The organism is Flavitalea antarctica (assembly GCF_054461535.1).
Genome location: NZ_JBTLQG010000003.1, coordinates 58,808 through 82,233, shown reverse-complemented (window position 1 = coordinate 82,233; position 23,426 = coordinate 58,808). Strand labels below are relative to the sequence as shown.

17 protein-coding genes are annotated in these 23,426 nt (G+C 44.4%); 5 read left to right on the top strand and 12 right to left on the bottom strand.

The window, feature by feature from the left end:
- Window positions 1-10: 10 nt before the first annotated feature.
- Complete coding sequence (locus ACX0G7_RS04785) at window positions 11-3,250, bottom strand: SusC/RagA family TonB-linked outer membrane protein (protein ID WP_458922291.1); 3,240 nt, start codon at window positions 3,248-3,250, stop codon at window positions 11-13.
- A gap of 686 nt (window positions 3,251-3,936) precedes the next feature.
- On the opposite strand from ACX0G7_RS04785, the gene ACX0G7_RS04780 reads away from it, so the two are divergent.
- Entirely contained in the window at window positions 3,937-4,497 is a 561-nt protein-coding gene (locus ACX0G7_RS04780) for a nucleotide exchange factor GrpE (protein ID WP_458922290.1), read from the top strand.
- Window positions 4,498-4,523: 26 nt separating this feature from the next.
- Entirely contained in the window at window positions 4,524-5,687 is a 1,164-nt protein-coding gene (gene dnaJ / locus ACX0G7_RS04775) for a molecular chaperone DnaJ (RefSeq protein WP_458922289.1), read from the top strand.
- Window position 5,688: 1 nt separating this feature from the next.
- On the opposite strand, the gene ACX0G7_RS04770 is transcribed toward dnaJ, so the two are convergent.
- From ACX0G7_RS04770 to ACX0G7_RS04745, 6 genes are all read right to left on the bottom strand, one after another.
- Window positions 5,689-7,470 carry a YfbK domain-containing protein gene (locus ACX0G7_RS04770; RefSeq protein WP_458922288.1) on the bottom strand — a complete coding sequence of 594 codons (1,782 nt, stop codon included), beginning with the start codon at window positions 7,468-7,470 and terminating at the stop codon, window positions 5,689-5,691.
- Between the two features lie 5 nt (window positions 7,471-7,475).
- Window positions 7,476-8,015 (bottom strand): hypoxanthine phosphoribosyltransferase, encoded by a 540-nt coding sequence (hpt, locus tag ACX0G7_RS04765; protein WP_458922287.1) that lies wholly within the window; start codon window positions 8,013-8,015, stop codon window positions 7,476-7,478.
- Window positions 8,016-8,032: 17 nt separating this feature from the next.
- On the bottom strand, window positions 8,033-9,031 hold the full coding sequence (locus ACX0G7_RS04760; RefSeq protein WP_458922286.1) for a glucosaminidase domain-containing protein: 999 nt from the start codon (window positions 9,029-9,031) through the stop codon (window positions 8,033-8,035).
- A 5-nt stretch (window positions 9,032-9,036) separates the two neighbouring features.
- Window positions 9,037-9,678: an O-methyltransferase gene (locus tag ACX0G7_RS04755; protein ID WP_458922285.1), complete on the bottom strand. Its 642-nt coding sequence runs from the start codon at window positions 9,676-9,678 to the stop codon at window positions 9,037-9,039.
- 292 nt (window positions 9,679-9,970) lie between these two features.
- A complete protein-coding gene (locus ACX0G7_RS04750) occupies window positions 9,971-10,669 on the bottom strand; it encodes an LOG family protein (RefSeq protein WP_458922284.1) in 699 nt (232 codons plus the stop codon).
- A gap of 177 nt (window positions 10,670-10,846) precedes the next feature.
- Window positions 10,847-12,367 (bottom strand): sodium:solute symporter, encoded by a 1,521-nt coding sequence (locus ACX0G7_RS04745; RefSeq protein ID WP_458922283.1) that lies wholly within the window; start codon window positions 12,365-12,367, stop codon window positions 10,847-10,849.
- Between the two features lie 128 nt (window positions 12,368-12,495).
- Here ACX0G7_RS04745 and ACX0G7_RS04740 point away from each other — a divergent pair, with 128 nt between their 5' ends.
- Window positions 12,496-13,035, top strand: a complete 540-nt coding sequence (locus tag ACX0G7_RS04740; RefSeq protein WP_458922282.1) for an LOG family protein — start codon at window positions 12,496-12,498, stop codon at window positions 13,033-13,035.
- An 82-nt stretch (window positions 13,036-13,117) separates the two neighbouring features.
- On the opposite strand, the gene ACX0G7_RS04735 is transcribed toward ACX0G7_RS04740, so the two are convergent.
- From ACX0G7_RS04735 to ACX0G7_RS04720, 4 genes are all read right to left on the bottom strand, one after another.
- On the bottom strand, window positions 13,118-13,705 hold the full coding sequence (locus ACX0G7_RS04735) for a hypothetical protein (RefSeq protein WP_458922281.1): 588 nt from the start codon (window positions 13,703-13,705) through the stop codon (window positions 13,118-13,120).
- A 167-nt stretch (window positions 13,706-13,872) separates the two neighbouring features.
- A complete protein-coding gene (gene recG / locus ACX0G7_RS04730; RefSeq protein WP_458922493.1) occupies window positions 13,873-15,966 on the bottom strand; it encodes an ATP-dependent DNA helicase RecG in 2,094 nt (697 codons plus the stop codon).
- Between the two features lie 63 nt (window positions 15,967-16,029).
- Window positions 16,030-16,932, bottom strand: coding sequence for a sugar transferase (locus ACX0G7_RS04725; RefSeq protein WP_458922280.1), 903 nt, complete (start codon window positions 16,930-16,932; stop codon window positions 16,030-16,032).
- Window positions 16,933-16,966: 34 nt separating this feature from the next.
- Window positions 16,967-17,347 (bottom strand): response regulator, encoded by a 381-nt coding sequence (locus ACX0G7_RS04720; protein ID WP_458922279.1) that lies wholly within the window; start codon window positions 17,345-17,347, stop codon window positions 16,967-16,969.
- 421 nt (window positions 17,348-17,768) lie between these two features.
- On the opposite strand from ACX0G7_RS04720, the gene ACX0G7_RS04715 reads away from it, so the two are divergent.
- Together ACX0G7_RS04715 and ACX0G7_RS04710 are read left to right on the top strand one after the other, a co-directional pair.
- Window positions 17,769-21,428, top strand: a complete 3,660-nt coding sequence (locus ACX0G7_RS04715; protein ID WP_458922278.1) for a gliding motility-associated C-terminal domain-containing protein — start codon at window positions 17,769-17,771, stop codon at window positions 21,426-21,428.
- A gap of 123 nt (window positions 21,429-21,551) precedes the next feature.
- Window positions 21,552-22,703, top strand: coding sequence for a PorP/SprF family type IX secretion system membrane protein (locus ACX0G7_RS04710; RefSeq protein ID WP_458922277.1), 1,152 nt, complete (start codon window positions 21,552-21,554; stop codon window positions 22,701-22,703).
- 10 nt (window positions 22,704-22,713) lie between these two features.
- Here the strand turns inward: ACX0G7_RS04710 and ACX0G7_RS04705 are convergent, their stop codons facing one another.
- Complete coding sequence (locus ACX0G7_RS04705; RefSeq protein ID WP_458922276.1) at window positions 22,714-23,400, bottom strand: NUDIX hydrolase; 687 nt, start codon at window positions 23,398-23,400, stop codon at window positions 22,714-22,716.
- Window positions 23,401-23,426: the final 26 nt, after the last annotated feature.

Here is a 23,426-nt window from a genome sequence, read left to right as displayed (position 1 = left end):
TACTATGTAATTAAAAATTTGCAGTTAAACCAAAGATGAACTGCTGGGGATTAGGGAAACCGCCAAGGTCAACGCCCATGTAATAATCCCTTGCACCATTTGGATCTCTTGAAATAAGTTGAATGTCTGGATCAGCACCAGTATAGTTGGTAATCGTGAACAGGTTCTGAACCTGGCCATAAAAACGCACATTGCTTAGTTTTGCTTTAGTGCTGATTTTGGTAGGAAGTGTATAACCAAGCTGGATTGTCTTAGCACGGAAATATGAACCATCTTCAACGTAGTATGAATTTGAAGTACTTGTTGTAAATCCGGTAAATCCGTTGGTAGCACCTACACCTAACTGTGGAAGTTTGGCATTTGTATTTGTAGGGGTCCAGCTATCATTCAACACTCTTGTACTAACACCACCGATAAACACGCGCATGTCCGTATAGTACTTTGTATAGTTGAAGATTTCATTGCCCTGGTTCCAGAAAAAGAATGCTGTAAAATCGAAGGCTTTATAGTTGAATTTCAGATTAAGTCCCAATTGGAAATCCGGGTGTGGATTACCGATAAAGGTTCTGTCAAGATCTGTGATTTTTTTATCACCGTTAAGATCTTTGTATCTCCAGCTTCCTACAACTGCTCCGTTCATTGCAGGACCAGCAGCGATATCAGCAGCAGAATTAAAGAATCCATCAAGTACATATCCATGGAATGATGAAAGAGGCTGTCCGAGTTCTGATCTTACCACGTTGCTCAACCTTTCAAGACCGATAATTCTCGGAGCATTTTCATCATTCAATTTTGTCAGTTCGTTTTTGTAATGTGAGAAAGTAACACCAACTGAATAATTGAATTCCTGACCCTGGTTTCCGTTATAATTCAAACCAAGATCAAATCCTGTATTTCTCATGGTACCGATGTTGATATCGGGCTTTGTGATCTGGGGTTCAAGGCCATTTAACACACCTGCAACCAGGAGGTCTTTGGTATCTTTCTGATAAACATCGAAACTGAAATCAATCGCTCCGTTGAACAAAGTTGCATCCACCCCAAGATTGAGGGTTTCAGTAGTTTCCCACTTAGTATTTGGGTTTCCTTCGCGGTCTTGCCTGTAACCCTGTGCAGATGAAGTGTTAGCACCATTGATATCATAGTTTGTACGGGGAGGATTAGAGATGTAAGTAAAGAACTGGTTGTCCGCGCCAACGTTTGACTGGCTTCCCATCTGTCCCCATCCACCACGTAGTTTCAGGTCAGTTATCCATGAAATGTCTTTCATGAAAGTTTCATCCGAAACTCTCCATGCTAAACCGAAGGAAGGAAAGTTTGCATAGCGAACGTTAGGTCCAAACCTTGAACTACCATCACGACGAAAAGTACCTGTTAACAGGTATTTGCCTTTGAAAGCATAATCCAATCTTGTGAAATAAGAGAACAATGAAGAGCGACCAAGGTTATATGTTGTTATGGTCCTGTCACTCAAACTTCCGGCATTCGCTGTATTAAGCGTGATAAAATCAGGGGATGCGAGATCGAAGTTCTGACCAAATGCTCTTGTACCCCTTGAATTATTTTTAACTGCTTCAGTACCGGCGATCACCTTTAAATCATGATCTCCGAACACTTTCTGAAAATTCAATGTGTTTGTCCAGGTCCAGTTAGTATAATACCATGCTTCTTCAGTAAGCTGTGTATTACCCTGGTTTTCAGAACGCTCATATGTTTGGCGTGAAATATTCTTTACAAACTGGGTTCCTGCATCAATACCAAATGATGAACGGAAACTAAGCCAGTTCACGAATGGGATTTCTGCAAACACATTACCAAAAGCCCTGGTGAATCTATTGGTATTGTCTCCCTGGCGCTTAAGGTTAGCAACAGGGTTACTTCCGTTTCCTGATTCACCTACACCGTTACCGCCGAAACCACCTTTGATGTCATAAACGGGTACATATGGTACCATACGGAAAGAACTTGCCCATGCATCACCTTCACCGCGGTTATCACCGCCACGACGATCTTCATAACTAAACTGAAAATTTTCTCCTATACGAAGGAAACTAACAGGTTTAAAAGACGTGTTAACCCGTACGCTGTACCTTTTGTAGAAAGTTTCTACAAAAGTTCCTTCCTGGTCAAAATAGTTTAATCCGAGTGAATATGTTGATTTCTCACTACCCCCGCTGGCAGAAACCTGGTGATTTTGCTGAAGAGCGTTTTGGGTTACTTCCTTGAACCAGTCTGTACCCAGGCTTGTTTTTGAAATTTGATACAAAGGACCAGCGCCAACATTGTATAAATCAGGATTTGCCCTTGGATCACTTGCAGATACACCACCTTTGAATGGTCCGCTGGTGATATAAAAATCAGGAATGGCAAATGAACCTTTTGTTCCAAACACGGGGTGTCTGTATCCATCTGCAGAAGTTCTCTGCAGGTACTCCATGTATTGGGTAGTATTAATCATGTCGGGCATCATCTTGTCAGTGACTTTCTGAACCCCTACATATCCATCGTATCCAACACTTGTCCTTCCCGCCTTTCCTTGTTTTGTTGTAATGATTACCACACCATTCGAAGCTCTTGAACCATAGATAGAAGCCGAAGATGCATCTTTCAACACCTGCAATGATTCGATATCATTTGGGTTGAGTTTAGATCCATCATCAGTAGGTACTCCATCAATTACATACAATGGATTGTTGTTACCTGCAGAAGCGAATCCACGGATTCTCACTACCGCGCCGGCACCTGGCTGACCAGAAGATGTAACGGTGACACCCGCGGCCCTACCCTGCAATTGTACGGCAAGGTTAGCAGCAGGGGTGATTTTCAGATCTTCCGAGCTGACCACCGATACAGCACCAATAATGTCTTTTTTCTTGGCGCTTGTATAACCTAATACAACCACTTCATTAAGGTCTGAAGTAGCTGAAGCTAAATTTATATTGATTGTTGCCTGATCTCCCACTGTCCTTTCCTGTTCCTTAAATCCGACGGAAGAAATGACCAGGACGGCGTTGTTATTGGGAACGGTAATGGTGAAATTACCTTCAGCATCAGTCTGGGTTGCTGTGGTAGTTCCCTTGATGCTTACGGTAACTCCCGACACGGGAGCTCCAGCTCCATCCGTAATTTTGCCGGATACCGATTTTTGTTGAGAAAAGGCGAAGGTGCCGAGCAGCAGTAGCAAGGCAGTCCACACCGATCGTAATGCAGCTGTTTTGAAAATCATAGCGGTTAATTTTGTTTTTTTCATTTGTTTTAGCAGGAGAGAAATTTAAAAAAAGGCGTTTGATTCGTTTAATTCGTGTTGTTGCACTCTTTACATCGAAGTGATGTGTCGTATGGGTTGTTTGGGTTAAGAAAACGTTTTCGTAAACTCTATGCGAGAATACCTGCATAGAATTAACTAAGCAGGTATTTGCTTTTATTATGAGATGTTCAATGTAAAAAATGGAAATCTGGGCAGACCGGGGCTGACGCCGGTGTTGGTAAGGTGGCAAGTCTTAATCATAATCGCTAGCGTTTGGTTTGGCTTATTAATGGCTCGATAAATTTAACATTAAAATAGGGGTTATTGCAAAAAAAACTTTCATTTTTTAACGGTGGCACATCAAATGGATGGCATAGAAGCTAATATGTCGTTATATTGCATATATAGTCTAATGGTTTTTAAATTTTTACGATACCAAGCTGCATCATTTTTTCCATCTCCGGCAATGCAAATTTTTTTCAACACCAGAAATTAATTCTCCATTAAAAATCACGGTACTGTGTGGCCACCATGTTGCCGGTTTGACCTGTCAGGTATTACTTCCAGTCAGCCGATCCGGTCAATTAAGGACAATTTGACCTGTTAATACCGCTTGGCAATATTCTTGACATTGCTACCTTTGCCGACAATTTTTCAAGAAAAGGAATCATTTGTATAATAATATAAATATGACAGATCCAAGAGAACAACAGGACATGGACAGCAATTCATCAACGATGAATATTAATGCGGATGAAAACCAGGACGGATCAAGCCATCTTAGTGAGCCCTTGCAGGAAAGTGAAACTGATAAGCTAAGGGCGGAAATCCAGGAGCTGAAAGAGAAGTATATCCGGCAGGCCGCAGAATTTGATAACTTCCGGAAACGTAGCGCAAAAGAGCGGCTTGAGTTGATACAAACCGCTAACCGTGAATTGATGGTATCGCTACTGCCTGTATTGGATGATTGTGAACGTGCCGAAAAACAAATGGAAACCAGCACTGACGTAGCTTCGGTGAAGCAGGGCGTAAAGTTGGTTTTCAATAAACTGAAAAACACACTCACCTCAAAAGGGCTGAAACCCATGCAGAGCATAGGATCCGAGTTTAATCCTGATGAACACGAAGCAATTACTGAAATCCCGGCTCCTTCGGAAGACCTGAAAGGTAAGGTGGTTGATGAAATGGATAAAGGCTATTACCTGGGCGACAAAATCATCCGGTTTGCGAAGGTTGTGGTAGGTAAATAATGCAGTCTGACTATCAAATAAAATAAATGTCTAATAAAAGAGATTACTACGAAATTCTTAGTGTAACCAAATCATCATCTGCGGATGAAATCAAGAAAGCCTACCGTAAGGTGGCCATGCAATTTCACCCGGACCGGAATCCAGGCGATAAGGCAGCAGAGGAGAAATTTAAAGAAGCGGCCGAAGCTTACGAAGTGCTTAGTGATGCGGACAAGAGAGCCCAATATGACCGTTTCGGACATGCGGGGGTAAGCGGCGCTTCAAGGGGACAGGGTTCTGGTAACATGGATGATATATTCAGCCAGTTCGGGGATATTTTCGGAGATGACATCTTCGGTAATTTCTTCGGAGGAAATGGCGGTGGTCGCGGGGGCCGGGGTGGTCAGCGTACGAGGGGCACAAGGGGTAGTAATCTCAGGGTGAAGATCAAACTGAATTTTGAGGAGATCTCAAAAGGTGTTACCAAACAGATAAAAGTTAAAAAGCATGTGAGCTGCACCACCTGTAGCGGCTCTGGTGCAAAGGACAAAAACAGTGTGCAGAATTGCGGTACCTGCGGGGGAAGTGGCCAGGTGAGAAGAGTCACCAACACCTTCCTTGGCCAGATGCAAACTGTTACCACTTGTCCTACCTGTAATGGGGAAGGAAGTACGATTACTTCAAAATGTACGTCGTGCAAAGGTGAAGGAAGGGTTTATGGCGAGGAGACTGTATCCATAGATATCCCGGCCGGAGTTCAGGAAGGCATGCAACTGAGTGTAGCAGGCAAGGGTAATGCCGGCGAGAGAGGTGGTTCACCCGGCGACCTTATAGTGCTGATCGAAGAAGAAGCGCATAAGGAGCTGCATCGTGATGGGCTTAACGTGGCTTACGAACTATATATCACTTTCCCTGATGCCGTTTTTGGAACGAATCTCGAGGTTCCAACCATAGACGGTCGCGCAAAAATCAAGATACCACCCGGTACACAGAGTGGCAAGATTTTCAGACTAAAAGGCAAAGGTTTCCCGGCTATCAATTCATATGAAAAAGGAGATCAACTAATACATGTGAACATCTGGACGCCTCAGCAGGTTTCAGCAGAAGAAAAATCCATGCTGGACAAGATGAATGGCTCTGACAATTTTAAACCACATCCCGACAAGTCTGAAAAAAGCTTTTTCGATAAGGTGCGGGAAATGTTTACATAGTCTATTCCCTGCTCCGCTTCTTGTATTTACTGTAGATTTTTTTTGCCTTCTCTACCATGGTGATAAACTCCTTTTGAACCGCATCCTTGCGGTTATAGGAGTTATTTGCCAGGATAATAACGTCGTTCCAGCCAACCTGCCGGTAATACTTTGAATTTTTCAACAATGCACCAAACATCGTGACGGAAGCCGCGAAACGGTAGCATTCCGGTAGTTCGCTAAACTCATAAAAGGTATTAGCGGCTTTATATGAAGTTTGTCTCACAAGGGAATCTTCCGGGTTACGATAACTCAGCACTACATTGGCCAGTTCTCCTGAGCGGCTGAATTTATCCTGGAGCAGCCTTGCCGGGGAAATCTCGAACATCGCCAGCAGGGAATGACCAGATCCGATCTCCCCTCCTTCCAGGTGACTCGAAGAATCAGCCAGGGCTTTCATTTTGTTATCATAGCCTATCAGGCGGTAGTCCCTGACAGCTTCCGGATTGAACCGGATATTGAGGTATGCATCGTCTGCTACCGTGTACATAGTTTGTGTGAATTCCTTCACCAGGATTTTTTCGGCTTCCCTTTCATTGTCGAGGTATGAAAAATTGCCATTACCCTTTTTTGCCAGCACCTCGAGTTTCGAATCCTTGTAATTACCCATACCAACCCCAAGACAGGTGAGATAAATACCGGATTCCTGGTGCTTGGTGATCAGTTTTTCCAGCTCATCTTCCGAAGACTGGCCCACATTGAAATCGCCGTCGGTCGCCAGGATCACACGATTATTGCCGTTTTTTATAAACTGGCTCTTTGCAACCCGGTAGGCAGCAAGGATACCTGCTTCGCCCGCTGTGGCGCCCCCGGGATATAAGTCTTCTATGGCTTTCCGGATCTTTTCCTTTTCAATACCTGAGGTTGGTTTTAGCCACACACCGGTCGCACTGCCATAAACAACTATTGACACCGTATCTTTAGCCCGCAGATTTTCAATAAGTAATTTGAAAGCCGACTTTAATAAAGGCAGCCTGTTCGGCATATCCATTGAACCCGAGACATCGATTAGAAACACCAGGTTACTTGGTGGTATTTTTTCAGGATCAATTTTCCTGGCACTTACCTGGAGCATGAAGAGTTCATTATCTACGTTCCAGGCACACTCAGACACAAAAGAACGGAAGCAAAATGCGCTGTCTTTTTCCGGCTGACTGTAGCCGAAATTGAAATAGTTCATCATCTCTTCCGTACGAACCGCATCCGGGGGAACAAGTGTATTCATATTGAGAAACCGGCGGATATTACTGTAGGAAGCTTTATCTGAATGGATAGCAAATCCTGTTTCAGGATATTTCCTGGCCGATACCGGTTCGTTTTCGACCAAAATAGTATACGTTTCACCCTTGAGGGTCCAGTTACCCCGGTCTGTTGGCTTGAGATTTTTTGTGAGCGAGGAAAGATGATTCACGGGATTACTTACGGCCAGGTATAGCGATTTCAGTACATAGACCTGGTATTTGGATGACTCAGCCTTCACCGACAACGGCTGATAGCCCGTTAAACTGATAGTGATGGAGTCGGTTGGTTTAGGCAAAATGATACCAAATGAGCCACTGCTTCCCGAGAAATAGACATATCCGGTTGAACGGACAAGTATCCTCGCATTGGACAAAGTGGCCCCCTTCTCATCCCTGATTTCGCCGCGGAGATAGTTTTGAGCTTTCAGGGAAATGGAAGAAAACAGTAAGAAAAATATAATGGCAAGGGTTTTCAATGGGATATAAAGGGTGGTTGTTTTCAATCTCGTCAACTTTCCATCAGCTTATATATCTCCGGAATGTTTCTTCCGAGGCCGTCATAATCGAGCCCATAACCAACAACAAATTTATCCGGTATGGTAAAGCCGAGGTAATCGATCTTCAGGGGGAACAAGGTAGCTTCGGGTTTGTGAAGAAGTGCCACAATTTTCATGGAAGCGGGCTGCTGGTGCTGAAGCTGGGGAAGGAACTGGCTCAGGGTTTTTCCGGTGTCTACTATGTCTTCGATGATCACTACATCCCGGCCAATCAGATCGATGTCTAACCCGATTGCCGTAATAACGTGACCTGTTGACTTTGTACCCTTGTATGATGCGAGCTTAATAAAACAGATCTCAGCTTCTATTGTCAGTTCCTTAAACAGATCTGAGGCAAAGATAAATGACCCGTTCAGGATTGCGATAAACAAAGGTCGCCTTCCTTCGTACTCACTATTTAAAGATGCTGCAATTTTTTTGATTGCCTGGGCGATATCGTCAGCGGATAAGTATGGTTCAAAGTTTTTATCGTGTACCCGTATTACAGACATCAGGGGTTATTTATTTATTACTTGACAGCATTGTCATTCACCCTTGGACGGGACGGTGCAACTGACCTCAGATTTAATTTCTCACCAACTACGGGTTCATCATAAACTTTCAGATGGTTGTATTCGACAAGACTTTCAAGTCTTAGTCCTTCTACCTGGCACACATCATACAGCGTTTCTCCGGGTTGTACGATATGAACTTCATTGGCACCTGTCTTACGTTTCCGTTGAAGGTAAACAAGCTGATCTTTACCGAGAACATCAGACTTAATATCATTGAACTCGAGTAGCCTTGCCAAAGGAACATCATACTGCTGGGCGATGCTCAACAAAGCTGTTCCGCCTTCAGCAAAAACAACCCTGGTATTATTTATCATAAACTGACCACGGGGATAAGAAGGTTTCGGAGCAACATTTTCCTGCGGAACGTTAGCTGCTGCGCTTGCTAAGATTGACTTCGGTTTTGCTGTTGCTGCGAGGTTGGCATCCTGTTGGATCTTGCCCATTGCAATCAATGAATATTCCTGGAGATTATAGTCCTCGATGAGCTTTATAATAATTTGAGAATATTTAATGTTGGTTGCATAACCCGCTTTTTTTAGTCCATAGGCCCAACCTTTATAATCAGCCGGATCCATTTCAAACAAAAACGAGTAGCGCTGGCCACTTTTCAGAAAATCTGAATGATCCCTGTAAGAATCAATAGGTGATGCATAACTGCGAAAGCATTCACCGCGTGCATCATCATCATGATAGACCTTGTTACCGGTCCACACGGATTTGCATTTGATACCGAAGTGATTATTTGATTTAAGAACCAGGACACTTGTCCCAGCCATGGTTTCATGGATCCCCTGGGCGAGCTTGATAGACGCCGGCACCCCGGTTCTTTTCATTTCTTCCATGGCCAGTTCCTTGTATGCATTGATGTACTCCTGGATTACTCCGGCAGGCTGAGATGTTGCTACGGAGCAAACAAATAGTAAAAGCAGCGGTAATAGTCTTTTTAACATCATTGTACTTATCCCTTTTTTCTTATCAGCAAAAGTCCATCCCTGATGGTCAACAAAACGTTCTCTACCCTTTTATCCTGATCAAGATAATCATTAAATTCCTGGATAGCCTTTGCATTCTTCCCCTTAACCGGCTTTTCCAAAACCTGTCCGTGAAACAAAACGTTATCCGCCAGGATGATTCCGCCCGGTTTAACCGACGGAAGTATTAAATCATAATATGCGATATAGTTGGGCTTATCGGCGTCAATAAACACCAGATCCCAGGCCTCATTGAGCGTTGGAATGATGGTTAACGCATTCCCCTGGTGTAAAATTATCTTATCTGAAAGATTTGCCCGTTCAAAATTAGCTAAAGCAATGGCAGAATCGTCTTCCCTGAGCTCAATAGTATGCAGCCTGCCATCATTTAACAATCCTTTTGCAAGGCAGATAGCACTGTATCCTGTAAAAGTGCCCACTTCGAGGATACGTGAAGGTTGGAGCATCCTGCTTAATAATTCAAGAAACTTACCCTGCAGATGACCACTCAGCATATGAGCCTCTGAATGAGTCCGGGCGGTTTCCTCGGCTATTTGTTTCAACAGGGCATCTTCATTGGCAGAGTACCTTTCTGCATAAACCTGTGCAAGCGGGTTGATTATATCCAATGATGACTTTTTGCAAATATACACAAGCTATGAAACTTGCTCATTCTGCATTCGCTGCACAATCAAAAAAAAGCCCCTGGCCAATTGGCGGGAGCCGGGAAAAAATGATCCTTCACCTTCAAAGATTCCCAACCCTTCACCAATGACCAAGGGGCTATAACTATTGTAATCCGGAAAACCAACAATAAGGGTCCTATACATGGACCTTCTGAACCTCCCCTCCTCTAGTTTCAGTCACCTGATAATGTCAGAGTTAGTTTAAGTTAAGCAAAACGGATGAAAAAAACCGGGATTAGAAATTCGGTTGTAGCGGATTTTTGGAGTAAAAGTTCAAAACGTGCTGAGCTACCTCTTCTGCGGTATCTGCAATTTGCAGCAGGTTAATATCTTCAGGTGATACATATCCAACTCTTTCCATCATCACTTCCTGCATCCAGGTGACCAATCCCCGCCAATAATCATTTCCCACAAGTATCAGTGGCACCTGGAGCATTTTGCCCGTTTGTATGAGGGTTGCCACTTCAAAAAATTCGTCCATTGTACCAAAACCCCCGGGCATCATTATAAAACCCTGGGAATATTTGGTAAACATTGTTTTCCTTACAAAGAAATATTCGAAGTTGAGGTTGGCGTCACGGTCAATAAAAGGATTGGAGTGTTGCTCGAATGGCAGCTCAATATTTAATCCCACCGATTTGCCTCCTCCTAGCTGGGCGCCCTTGTTTGCGGCCTCCATTATCCCTGGACCGCCACCGGAAATAATACCAAATCCTTCTTCTGCCAGCCTTTTGGATATATCCACCGCAAGTTCATAGTGCGCATGTCCGGGCTGTGTACGGGCCGAACCAAATATCGAAATACATGGACCCAGCTTGGCCAAAGCTTCAAAGCCGTCCACAAACTCTGCCATTATTTTAAAGATCTGCCAGCTGGAGTGTCCCTTGGACTCTGACCAGCGGCGTTGTTTTGACATCCTGATTGATTCTTTCATTATTTCATTGATTTAGGGTACAGCAACCATTGATATTTTGCTTCTGCAGGCTGTTTCCCGCCAGCCTGGCAATCTATCAACCTCATGTTGAACAGCTGTGTTCATAGTTGCTGTAAGACAAGCAATGCCATCACGCAGATGGCATTATTTATTAAACGGAGAACATATTAATTTAGTTTACACTTTTTCGGGTTTTTTTGAAATCAATAACAAGCCAAGATAAGTGAGTATGCCGTTATATATCAGGAGCTCGTATCCTATCCTGAAAGACCCGAAGAAGGATGCAGAGAAGTTTTTAACACTGGCAAGCCAGTTGCCCGAAAGATTTAGTTGTTTAACATACCAGTCAACATTGTTCACGAAATCAATGCCAAGAATCAACAGTGGAGCAATCAGGCAAACCACCAGGGCATATTTATCATTAATAATCCGTTTCGTCAGAATGCCGAATGCAAACAAGCCAAGCAATGGTCCGTATGTAAAGCCCGCAACCTTCAGGATCACGTCAATGATGGATTTGTTGTCCATATATTTGAACCCAAGGACCAGCAGAAAAAATACAAATGCGAAAAGGAAATGAACCGTAAGCCGGATCCGTTTCCGTTTTTTCTCGTCCCAGTCCTCCTTACGTTTCAGACCGAGAATGTCAATACAAAATGATGATGTGAGAGCCGTTAATGCCCCGTCAGCACTTGGGAACAAGGCAGAAATTAAACCTATGATAAAGATAATGGAGACCCAGGTTGGGAGGTGATATAGCGCAATGGTCGGAAACAGATCATCAGCCGGAACGTTGATGTTTTGCCGCGCCGCATACAGATAAAGCAGACCACCCAACAACAGGAACAGGAAGATCACAATAGCCATGATTACAGTAAAAGTCATCATGTTCTTTTGGGAATCCTTAAGGTTTTTTACACTGATATTTTTCTGCATCATCTCCTGGTCAAGTCCTGTCATGGCCACAGTAATTGCAGCACCTCCAAGAATATGTTTTACAAAAAATGCAGAGCTGTTTATGTCAGTATTGAATATCCTGGAAAGCCCTTTCTCATTCAACTCACCCATCACAGATCCAAAAGATCCACCCATGTTCTGCATGATGTAAATGATGGTAACAATCAGACCGAGAAGCATGAATGAGGTCTGCAGGGTATCCGTAAATACAATTGTCTTAACACCGCCTTCAAACGTGTACAATAATATCATCAGCAGGATGATAAAGGTGGTAGCACCAAAAGGAATGTTTAGCTTATCCAGGATAAATATCTGAAGCACGTTTATAACAAGATACAATCTCGCTGTTGCACCAAGTGTTCTCGAGATGATGAAAAACAAGGCCCCCGTTTTATAGGAAACGATACCAAATCGTTGCTGCAGGTAATGATAAATAGAGGTGAGATTAAGACGGTAATAAAGTGGTAACAGCACAAAAGCGATGAGCACATAGCCGATAACATAACCAATCACCACCTGGAAATAAGCGAAACCGGAAATTCCAACTGTCCCGGGCACAGACACAAATGTCACTCCCGACAACGAAGTACCGATCATTCCGAATGCCACAAGCATCCAGTTTGAATTTTTGTTACCAATAAAAAATGAATCGTTATTTGAGTTTCTGGAGGTAAAATAAGCAACCACAAGCAGGATGAGGAAATAGCCTATTACAAATGAAAACAGCAAGGTAGCAGACATAGATAACTTTTAAAATACGATTCAGCAAGTTAAGGAGTAAAAAGTCAAAACGAAAAGCAAATTCATTTGTTGCTTTTGCTGCACTGCGTCCATTTGAATTTTCAGTGATTAGTTTCTACATTTAGCCAATGAACATAGATGCGGTAGCAGTATTCTGCGGGTCGAAAAACGGGGTCAATCCAATTTACAGTCAGCATGCTGCCGAACTTGGCAAACTGATCGCAGTTTTAAACCTGAAGCTGGTTTATGGCGGAGGTAAAAAAGGACTGATGGGGATAATAGCAGATTCGGTGCTGGAAAACGGGGGCCGGGCTACAGGCGTAATTCCAAAGGTTTTGATTGAATGGGAACAACAGCACGATGGATTAAGTGAACTAACGGTTGTACCGGATATGCATACCCGAAAAAAGATGATGTATGAACTTTGTGATGTGGCTATTGTAATGCCGGGAGGCTTTGGAACTATGGATGAACTTTTCGAAATGTTAACCTGGAACCAACTGAAGATTCACGATAAAAAAATATACATTCTCAATTCAGACGGATATTATAATCACCTGATGCATCATCTTCATCATGCGAGGAGAGAGGGCTTTCTGTATGAGTTACCCGAAGAAAGGATAATCTTCTGCAATTCGCCAATCGAGATCTTCAACAGGATTGAATAGCATGGCAGGTAACTGCAATTGCCAGGACACCTGCCATAATGAAATGATCAACTATTCTACGAATTGAACACAGAAAAATGTGTCAGAATCCTATATTATAACCGATACTGAAAAAGACTTTGTTACCGTAAGGGGTACGTTCGTTCTGCAATATGTCGTAGTGCCCCATAATGATCATAGCCCCGGCGCCGCCCATAGGTATTGCCCCCCCGGCACCGAGTAATATCGATGGAACTACCTTACCATCGAGTTTAAATTCCTGGGTGGGATCGTAGTATTTTACTTTACCCCACACATAGTTGCCCTCTGGCTGAACTTGCAGGATAACCTGTTCAATAGGGTAAAATCTACCGAAAACATTCAGACCTGCCACTCCGTATTCCTCCCTTGAAACCGTTGAACCATCATAACCATTGACAGTTTTGAAAGACGAGTACTGCCCGTTGACCCCAACACCTGCAGCAAGATAACGGTTGAAACGATAACCAACCTGGGGCGAAATATTGATGATTGTTATGTTACCGAAACTCAGCGCGAAACTACCCCCGCCAAACAAACGACTTTTATCAAAGCCTTGTTTTTCTACGGGTTCATCATACTGCGCTTTCGAAGCTCCCGCAAAAACACAGAGCAGAATGGTCACCATCGCAATTTTCTTAATCGCTTCCATGTGGATGATTTATGATTATTCCAAAAATACGTTTCTTTTGATTCGGGAGTTTGTAACAGGCAGTTTTAACAATCAGGAAATTTTGCGTCAGAGGTTTTACCAATTCAAAATTTTGCTCCAGACCATGGTGATAATTATCCAATCAGGCTTCGGGGCAATTTTCATAATTAGGAAATTTTACTCCAGGCCGTTTTTCCTGACACTGATTGAAGATATTCCCTGAGACCGCTATTTTCTGTTTTGCCCAGCACCGGGTCATCCGTCAGCAAACGCTCAGATATGTCTTTTGAAAGATCAAGCAAATGCTTGTCCTGGGTAATGTTGACCAATTTAAAATTCATCAGGCCACTCTGCCTGGTACCGCTGATATCACCCGGGCCACGGAGTTCAAGATCCTTTTCAGCGATCTTAAAACCGTCTGAAGTTGAGGCCATTGTTTTCAGTCTTTCCCTCGCTTCATTGCTGAGCTTCGTGCCCGTAAGCAGTATACAATAACTTTTATCGCTTCCCCTGCCTACCCTGCCCCTCAGCTGATGTAACTGGGAAAGTCCGAACTTCTCGGCGCTTTCGATAACCATAACGCTCGCATTGGGTACATCAACCCCAACTTCTATCACGGTTGTGGAAACCAGGATTTGAGTGTCGCCCTCCTTGAAACGCTTCATGTTGGTTTCCTTAACCTCATTAGGCTGGCGGCCATGTACCATGCTGATATAAAACTTCGGCTCAGGGAAATAAGCTTTTACATTTTCATAGCCTTTCATAAGATTTTCATAGTCCATCTTTTCGGACTCCTCGATCAGCGGAAATACAATATAGGCCTGCCTCCCAAGGGCAATTTCCGCGCGTATAAAACTCATTACCTGTGAACGCACGGTTTCGTAACGGTGTACAGTGATTATCGGTTTCCGGCCGGGGGGTAGTTCGTCGATCACACTATAATCAAGATCCCCGTATGCAGTCATCGCAAGTGTTCGCGGAATCGGAGTCGCCGTCATAACCAGTACATGGGGCGGAATTACGGACTTTGCCCAGAGTTTGGCTCTCTGCGCCACCCCGAAACGATGTTGCTCATCAATAACGGCCAGTCCGAGATTGGAAAATTTTACCGCATCTTCTATCACGGCATGTGTGCCTACGAGAATGGAGACAGTGCCATCTGCAAGGTCCTTGTGTAGCTGCTTCCGTGCTGCGGATTTTGTTGATCCGGTTAACAGGCGGCATTCAACCGGGAGATCTTTCAGCAGGCGCTGAAGATTTGCAAAATGTTGTTGCGATAGAATTTCGGTCGGAGCCACCAGGCAGCTTTGAAAGCCATTATCTGCCGCGATAAGCATCACTGCCAGCGCCACGATGGTTTTGCCGCTTCCGACATCACCCTGTAAAAGCCGGTTCATTTGTTTGCCGGCAGCAGTATCCTTCCTGATCTCCTTAATAACCCTTTTTTGTGCGCCTGTTAGTTCGAAGGGAAGGTTTTTTTCGTAGAATGTATTAAACAGCGATCCCACTTTTTCAAACACAACTCCCCTGGAGGAACGGTGGCGCTGGGACCTGATCATCCCTAACCTTACCTGGGCTATAAAGAACTCCTCAAACTTTAACCTGTTCAGCGCTTCCTCATGGGCAATTGCATCGGGAGGGAAATGTATATTGGAGAACGCCCGGAACCTTGGAATGAGCTGGAGTTCCTCTAAAACCGGGGCAGGAATGTTTTCGGGCACATCCTTTTCACTGATCATGGTAAAAAGAGCATAAACCAGTTTGGCAATTTGTCTTCCCCCGAGACCCCTGACCTTTAATTTCTCTGTGCTTGGATAAACCGGTTCAAGGAAGTTTTTGCCGGTGGCTGAAGGTTCAGTACTTGCTTCTATTTCCGGATGAGTGATCTGGGGTTTACCCTGGAAAAAACTCACTCTTCCGAAAATCATGTAAAGCTGACCGGTTACCAGCATCTTTTCAATGCCGTTAATACCCTGGAACCATACCAGTTCCATGATGCCAGATTCATCCCTCACCTGTGCCACGAGCCGCTTTGCCCTGTTTTCGCCCATGATTACGATACTCAGCAACCGCCCCCTGATCTGCACATAGTCGTTTTCAGGTTGGATGTCCCTGATAAGAATCACAGCGGTTTTGTCGATATGCCGGTATGGGAAATGTTCGAGGAGATCCCGGAATGTGTATATGCCAAGTTCTTTTTTGAGTAACTCGGCCTTATGAGGACCTACACCCTTCAAATATTCAATAGGGTTTGCTAATATCTTGGAAAGGTTACTGATGCGGTTTTTGCCGCAAAAATAGCTGAAAAATTACCATCTACCGGGTTAACGGTGCCTGATAAATGAGATATCACCTGCCAGGATATTGAAAAGAGCAGGCAATTCGTCAAGGTTCGTTGCCCGGAGGAATGAACCGACCTTACTCATCTGGTTTCCTTTTACCTGGTAAGATGCACCCTGGTCCTCAGAGAGCATATACTGGTTTATATGGCATAAGTCAGGGAAATGCTGTTGGTTGTAGTTTAATTCGGTGCGGAACCTGATATATCGGAAACTGCGGTAACGCAAACCACGCTCAGCACTGAATTCAAAAATGGTTGATCCGCCATCCAGTTTAACAAGTATTGCAAGCAGAAGCATAAGGGGAGAAAGCAATGCGATACAAACCGAAGAAAAAAACAGGTCGAACACCCGTACTAAGCCGTATGACTTTACCAGGTTCCAGCTTAATCCCTGATGAAGTGCCTTTTCCGCGCGAGGATCTTCTTTGCTGATCTTGTTATAAAACACGGCCTTTTCGAAAAGTCCGTTTTTCGTATCAATCTTCACCAGGTCGGTAATACGTGGTTCCTGGGAAAGCTGGGCAATCATATCCTGGCGACAATTTTTTACCTCTCCAAGTATGGTAAGGCCTCTATAAGCTTCATCTTCACTTATCCTGCTAAGGAATTTCCGGGTTGCGATTATGTCATTAGCCCCGTCAATAAGTATCACGGAAGGTAAATGACCGGCCTTTGCAAGCCGCTTAAGCAGTTTTAGTGCTTCATCAAATGAAAAAAGAAAATAACTGGTTTCAAACCCTTCGTGGAGGGCCAGCGATGCTTTGAATCTATTGCCGATATACAAATAAGTCAGACCAGCGGGAACCGGCGTTTTTTCTGGCGAAGCCGTTATCCGCCGGTAAGCGTAAACTTTTTTTGTTGAAACCTTGTTTTCAGTACGAACCATAAGGGTAGATTTGAGATGCAACGATCAGGGGTAACTAATATATTTTTTCTTTGCTCAGTAATTCATCAACTAATTCGATTAGTTCCACAGGATTGAATGGCTTGGAAAAAAAATAATCTATTCCGTAGGTTTTACATTTGGATTCGGTTTCTTCTGTGTCTTGCGAGGACAACACTATCGCAGGTATAGGTTGATATAAGAAACTGTTCTTCAGATTTGCAACGAATTCCCAATTATCTACATCAGGAAGCTGGGATTCCGTGATGATCAATTGTGGCATTTTTTTCTTTGACAGCCAGTACATCGCAGACGATGCATCGGAAGCGGTAACAACCTGGTATCTTTTGCCAAAAATTGACTGAAGCAGGAATCTTATAGCTTTGCTGTCATCCACAGCCAGTATTATTGGTTTCATTGCCTTTGAGATTAAGTAATAGAATGGGTATTTCAGGGGACTTAATCTTGGAACCAATTATTCAAAGGGATGGATAACAACAAGTAAAAAACCGGGTTGGATAATGGATGAGCTCGGTCTGTTTCAGGGGATAGAGGAAGGCTTGATAACGCCGGATAAACTTACTGCTAAGATAATCATAAAAGCCAGAAGTGCAAATGCCCGGAAACTGAATGTTATCCACCTCAAATCACAAAGAAAACGTAAAACTGCTGCTAACTCATATGACTGCCAACCACACAGGCAATGCACACGTAAATAAATTGTGCAATGATTGGTAACGGTGTGCAGGCTTTTTCCTGACCCTATTTAAATTTTAATTAAATTCAATACATACATAAAATCTACCCTTACCATTTGAGTACTTTGTAAAAAATATATATTGACTTACCGAAGAATATTTTTGTCTTTTTTCCTGCTGATAACCACCCTGACCATTACGGCGCAGTCAGAAATGACAACATTTGATTTTATTGAGAACAAAGGCCAATGGGATTCCCGCGTAAAATTCAAGGGGCCGCTTTCTGCTGGGACATTCTATCTGAACAATAACGGATTTATGGTAGTGCTTCATAATGAAGACGATCTCAGGCAGGTGATGGACCGGCACAGTAGCGTGGCTTCTACAAGCCGGGGCACCCAGAAACCATGGGAACCTGACAGCAACGCCACTAAGTTTCCCCAGCCGCCCGCTAATACCCTGAAATCTGTAAGGTCACACGCATACAGCGTCGAGTTTGTCGGAGGAAACACAAATCCCATGATCGTCCCGGACAAAGTGTTACCGACCTATAACAACTATTTTATAGGGAGTGATTCCACCAAATGGAAATCTCATGTCAGGATTTTCCAGGCTGTAGTATACAAAAATGTTTATCCGAATATTGATGTCCGGTATTATTCCGAAAACAGCCAGCTCAAATATGATTTCATCATCCATCCCGGTGGTTCTGTGAATGACATTGTGATGAAATTCCAGGGAGCTGACAAACTTTCGATCCGGAACAGGGAACTGATCATCAAAACTTCAGTCGGAGAAGTAAGAGAATTATCACCCTACAGTTACCAGTTTGACAATGTAAGAGGCAGGAAACCGGTAGACTGTAATTATGAGCTCACAGGTAATATGGTGCGCTTCAGGGTAAAAAATCATGATACTAAAACCACGCTGATCATTGATCCCACTCTCATATTTTCATCGTTCACCGGAAGCCGGGCTGATGAATATGGCTTTACTGCCACGCCGGGTCCCGACGGATCGTTATATGCCGGGGGCAGGGTTACAGGCACCGGGTATCCTGTTACTACCGGCGCCTACCAGGTAAACTTCGGCGGAGGCACAGGAAACAATGGTGTAGACATCGGGATCACAAAATTCAGCGCCACTGGTACACAGCGTTTATACGCGACCTATCTCGGGGGTACCGGAAACGAGTACCCGCACAGCCTCATTTCTGACCCGGCCGGTAACCTGGTGGTGATGGGCAGAAGTTATTCCGGCGATACGTATCCGAAAACGGTTCCTAAGGCCGGAACCGGCGGAGGAGCAGATATCGTGGTTTCCAAATTCACCTCGAACGGAGCTTCCCTGATCGGGTCAATGATCATTGGCGGAGCAGAAGATGATGGAGTCAACATCAACGATGTAGGAAATGGCGCCGCCGTCGGTCAGAGTTCCCTGTTAAGATTTTATGGTGATGATTCCAGGAGCGAAGTGGTAATGGATGCCCAGGGAAACATCTATATCGCGGCTCAAACCAAATCACTCAAATTTCCGGTAACACCGGGTGTTTTCCAGGGAACATTGGGTGGCGCACAGGACGGTGTTGTTATCAAACTAAATCCAAACTGTAATGCCATCACCTGGGCATCATACATCGGTGGAACCGCAAATGATGGCGCTTTCGTTCTTGAGATAAGACCTACTACCAACGAGATATATGTGGGGGGAGCCACTGCAAGCCCGAACTTCCCGGGAAATAAAGCCGGCAGTCTGACCGGAACATTCCAGGGCGGGGATTGTGATGGATTCGTGAGCGTTATCGCCAATGATGGATCATCTATTACCAAGACCACTTATCTTGGCACAAACACCCCGGATGTTGTTTATGGGATCAAATTTGACAAACTCGGTTTTCCATACGTTATGGGGATCACCGGGGGTACGTGGCCGGTAATTAATGCCACTGCGTTTACAGCGAATTCAAGCCAGTTTGTGTCCAAACTGCAACCAGATCTTTCAGCCTATATTTATTCAACAGTCTTCGGAACGGGCAACCGCAAGCCAAACATGTCGCCGGTGGCATTCCTGGTAGACAGGTGTGAAAACATATACATTTCCGGATGGGGAGGATGGATACAAACAGGTAATGACCCCTATCTGACTGCAGGAGTAGCGGGTATGCCGGTTACACCGGATGCAATAAAATCAGTTACAGACAACCGCGACTTCTATTTTATTGTACTTAAGAAAAATGCTACCGAGGTTTTATATGGTACTTTTTTCGGGCAGGATGGTGCCGAAGGTGAACATGTGGATGGCGGAACCAGCCGTTATGACCAGCAGGGTGTGATTTACCAGGCTATCTGTGCCAACTGCTTCCAGAATGGTCCCGGCCAGATTACCAAGCCCTACCCCGTCACTCCCGGGGTGATCGGCCCGGTAAACGGGGCGGGAAGGAATGGATGCAATCTTGGTGCACTGAAGATTTCCTTCAATTTCTCAGGAGTAGCAGCAGGACCAAAGGCCTTTGTGGGAAATGATCCTGATTCAACCGGTTGCGTGCCGTTCGCGGTTACTCTCCGCGATACGGTCCGGAATGCGAAACGATATATCTGGAGTTTTGGAGATGGTTCACCGGATGTTACTACAGACAGCTTCGAGGTAAATCACGTTTTTGGATCTGTCGGGAACTTTTTAGTAAGACTTATCGCGATCGATTCTTCGTCCTGTAATATTCGCGATACCGGGTACACGACCATTCGTGTAAGAACTGACCGGGCGAATATTGCCATGAACATAGCGAAGTTGCCACCTTGTGAGGACCTGAATTACCGCTTTGAAAACCGGTCAACCGCTCCCCCGGGCAAACCATTTGGACCCAATAGTTTTATCTGGGACTTCGGTGATGGGTCTCCGCGGGTCTCAGCAGGCGCAGCATCGGTGGACCACAGGTATCCCGCAGCAGGAACTTACTATGCCAGGCTGATACTTGTTGACACCAATTACTGCAATGCACCAGACTCGCTGATTGATACCCTTCGGGTCTCACCGCTTGTGAAGGCACAGTTCACCGTCCCTTCACCTGCGTGCGCGCCGTTTAATGCAGTGTTCGTTAATAACTCTTTAGCCGGTCAAACATTCTTCTGGGATTTCGGGGATGGAACAACCTCAACCGCCACTAATCCCGTCCATCTGTATCCTAATGTTGGAACGTATACCGTGAAGCTTATCGCCAGGGATCCCAACACCTGTAACCTCGTAGACTCCATTGTGCACACGATCAATGTGACGACGAAACCCACTGCTGATTTTAATTATGCGCCAAGTCCGCCCGAAGTAAACAAACCGGTGGTCTTTACAAATCTTTCAATCGGCGGGGTCCGATACAAGTGGTTATTCGGTGACGGCGACTCAACGGTTACCACCACGTTGAGCACAGTATCGCATCAGTATAATTCAACCGGCACATTTAACGCATGCCTGGTTACTTTTAATCAATACGGATGCACAGATACAATCTGCAAACCGGTTCAGGCCGAGGTGGTTCCTTTGCTTGATGTACCAAACGCTTTTACTCCAGGCCGGTTTGGAAAAAACAGTACGGTAAAGCCGGAAGGTTTCGGGATAAACCGGATGATGTTCAGGATTTACAACAGGTGGGGACAAATGGTCTTTGAAAGCAATGATCAGAGATTTGGTTGGGATGGCACATTCAATGGCAAACCCCAGCCGATGGAAGTATATGCTTATGTACTTGATGTAGAATTCAGTGATGGCACGAGAACGAGAAAAACAGGGGATATTACTTTGATAAGATAGATATTGAAAAGATTGAGTTTTGATAGGATAGCCTAAGCACAATAAATCAACGATTGTGTGTAATAACACACAAAGCCAAACCAAAACCAACTGCCGGAGAATTTATTCTTAACAGTAACTTACATGACGATGCTGACAATCCAGGGTTGGAAGAACAGGAACAAGCGCACTGCAATAGTAGCATCCCGAGGGGATGTTACCCCATCAAAACCAGGAGCCCGGCGTAAGATTGGGCTAACCATAACCGTTATCACGGTCTGCTTTGGCTCGATGCTGACTTATCAAGCCCAGGCACAGGACCTCCATTTTTCGCAGTGGTTCAACTCACCACTCACTACGAATCCTGCGAATACCGGTTTTATTCCTGATGCAGATTACAGATTAGGGGCCAATTACCGGAATCAATGGTCCAGTATCATGAGTGTACCATATAAAACTATGAGTGTCTGGGGTGATGCACAGGTATTCCGCGACCGGATTGAAAGCGGATGGCTTGGATTGGGCGGCGTCATACTTCGTGATGTGGCCGGATCTGGCAGCCTTACTTCTACCAAAGTGTATGGGTCAGTAGCTTATCACCAGATGCTGGGGGAAGCACACCTGCTTTCAGTTGGCTTCAATGTAGGCTGGGCCAATAAAAGGATCAATACAACAGATCTTATGTTCCCTGATCAGTTCGATGGTAAGTTTTTTGACAAAAATCTCCCTACAAGCGTCACCTTTAATTCAAACGCTGTTAACTATTTTGATATGCAGGTTGGGTTAAACTATGCATTTTTCCCAACGGAAAATTTGTATATCAATGCCGGTGTTTCTGCCCATCATATCAACAGGCCACGCGAATCCTTTTTTTCAACTGATCCGTCAAGCTTCGACAGTCTTAATTTTGACAGCAGGATAGCACCAAGATATACCGCCTTTGTGAATGCAAGTATCAAGATGAGCGATATGGTTATACTTAACCCGATGGCTTACTATACAAACCAGGCGAGTTCCTCTGAAGTGGTTGGGGGCTTGAATCTCCAGTACAATCTTTCCGGAGATGGGGAAATACAACTGGTCGGTGGACTTTACTACAGACCCGGGGATGCAGTAATACCCATGGTGGGTTTCTCGTGGAAAAATGTCAGGCTTGTATTTTCTTATGATGCCACTTCATCTTCCCTGAAACAATACAACAACTCCCGTGGTGCATTCGAATTTGCCCTGCTCAATCATGGATTTTACACAGACTATAACGGGAATAAAAGACAGTCCTGGTGTCCGACTTTTTAAGGAAAAGTGACTAAATAAATTTTAGTCCTTCGTTTTCAAGTTTGGTATATTTTTCTTTGTCAAACACATAAAGAAAAGCACCTTTTTTTGAAGTTGATTTTTCTTTTTCATCAAGTTTTTCGAGGATATCAAGTGATAGGATCTTTCTGGTAAAATTTCTTTTGTCTACAGGGTTTTCATAAATCGCTTCATATAAAGATTGCAGCTGTGGTAAGGTGAACTTTGCAGGGAGCAGTGCAAAACCGATCGGATGGTTGGCAACCTTTTGCTGTAACCGGCTTTTTGCATTTCTGACCATTTCTGCATGGTCAAAAATCAGGGGAGGGAAATTATCGAATGAAAACCATTCCGCCTGGTGCTCTTTAAGTAATTTGTCGTTATTATTTATGCTGATCAGCGCAAAGTATGCAACAGAGACCACCCGGCCCCCGGGGTCACGGGCAGGGTCACCGTAACAATGTAATTGCTCCATGTAGATATTATCCAGTCCTGTCAGTTGCTTAAGTACCCGCTTTGCCGCCTCGTCAACACTTTCGTTATTTTTAACGAAGCCACCCATAAGCGACCATTTACCAATCTCGGGCTCAAAACCCCGCTTGATCAGCAAACTTCTGATCCGTTGGCCGTCAAACCCGAATATAATACAGTCAACTGCCAGCAGCAGCCTGTCATAGTCTTTGTATTGGATGATACTCATGGGCACTTTGATTGGACTGGCAATAT

Bases quoted from the DNA above. Each gene is read 5' to 3' on its own strand.
- ACX0G7_RS04785 (WP_458922291.1), bottom strand. From the start codon at position 3,250: ATGAAAAAAACAAAATTAACCGCTATGATTTTCAAAACAGCTGCATTA.
- ACX0G7_RS04780 (WP_458922290.1), top strand. From the start codon at position 3,937: ATGACAGATCCAAGAGAACAACAGGACATGGACAGCAATTCATCAACG.
- dnaJ (WP_458922289.1), top strand. From the start codon at position 4,524: ATGTCTAATAAAAGAGATTACTACGAAATTCTTAGTGTAACCAAATCA.
- hpt (WP_458922287.1), bottom strand. From the start codon at position 8,015: ATGTCTGTAATACGGGTACACGATAAAAACTTTGAACCATACTTATCC.
- ACX0G7_RS04760 (WP_458922286.1), bottom strand. From the start codon at position 9,031: ATGATGTTAAAAAGACTATTACCGCTGCTTTTACTATTTGTTTGCTCC.
- ACX0G7_RS04750 (WP_458922284.1), bottom strand. From the start codon at position 10,669: ATGAAAGAATCAATCAGGATGTCAAAACAACGCCGCTGGTCAGAGTCC.
- ACX0G7_RS04745 (WP_458922283.1), bottom strand. From the start codon at position 12,367: ATGTCTGCTACCTTGCTGTTTTCATTTGTAATAGGCTATTTCCTCATC.
- ACX0G7_RS04740 (WP_458922282.1), top strand. From the start codon at position 12,496: ATGAACATAGATGCGGTAGCAGTATTCTGCGGGTCGAAAAACGGGGTC.
- ACX0G7_RS04735 (WP_458922281.1), bottom strand. From the start codon at position 13,705: ATGGAAGCGATTAAGAAAATTGCGATGGTGACCATTCTGCTCTGTGTT.
- ACX0G7_RS04725 (WP_458922280.1), bottom strand. From the start codon at position 16,932: ATGGTTCGTACTGAAAACAAGGTTTCAACAAAAAAAGTTTACGCTTAC.
- ACX0G7_RS04720 (WP_458922279.1), bottom strand. From the start codon at position 17,347: ATGAAACCAATAATACTGGCTGTGGATGACAGCAAAGCTATAAGATTC.
- ACX0G7_RS04710 (WP_458922277.1), top strand. From the start codon at position 21,552: ATGACGATGCTGACAATCCAGGGTTGGAAGAACAGGAACAAGCGCACT.
- ACX0G7_RS04705 (WP_458922276.1), bottom strand. From the start codon at position 23,400: ATGAGTATCATCCAATACAAAGACTATGACAGGCTGCTGCTGGCAGTT.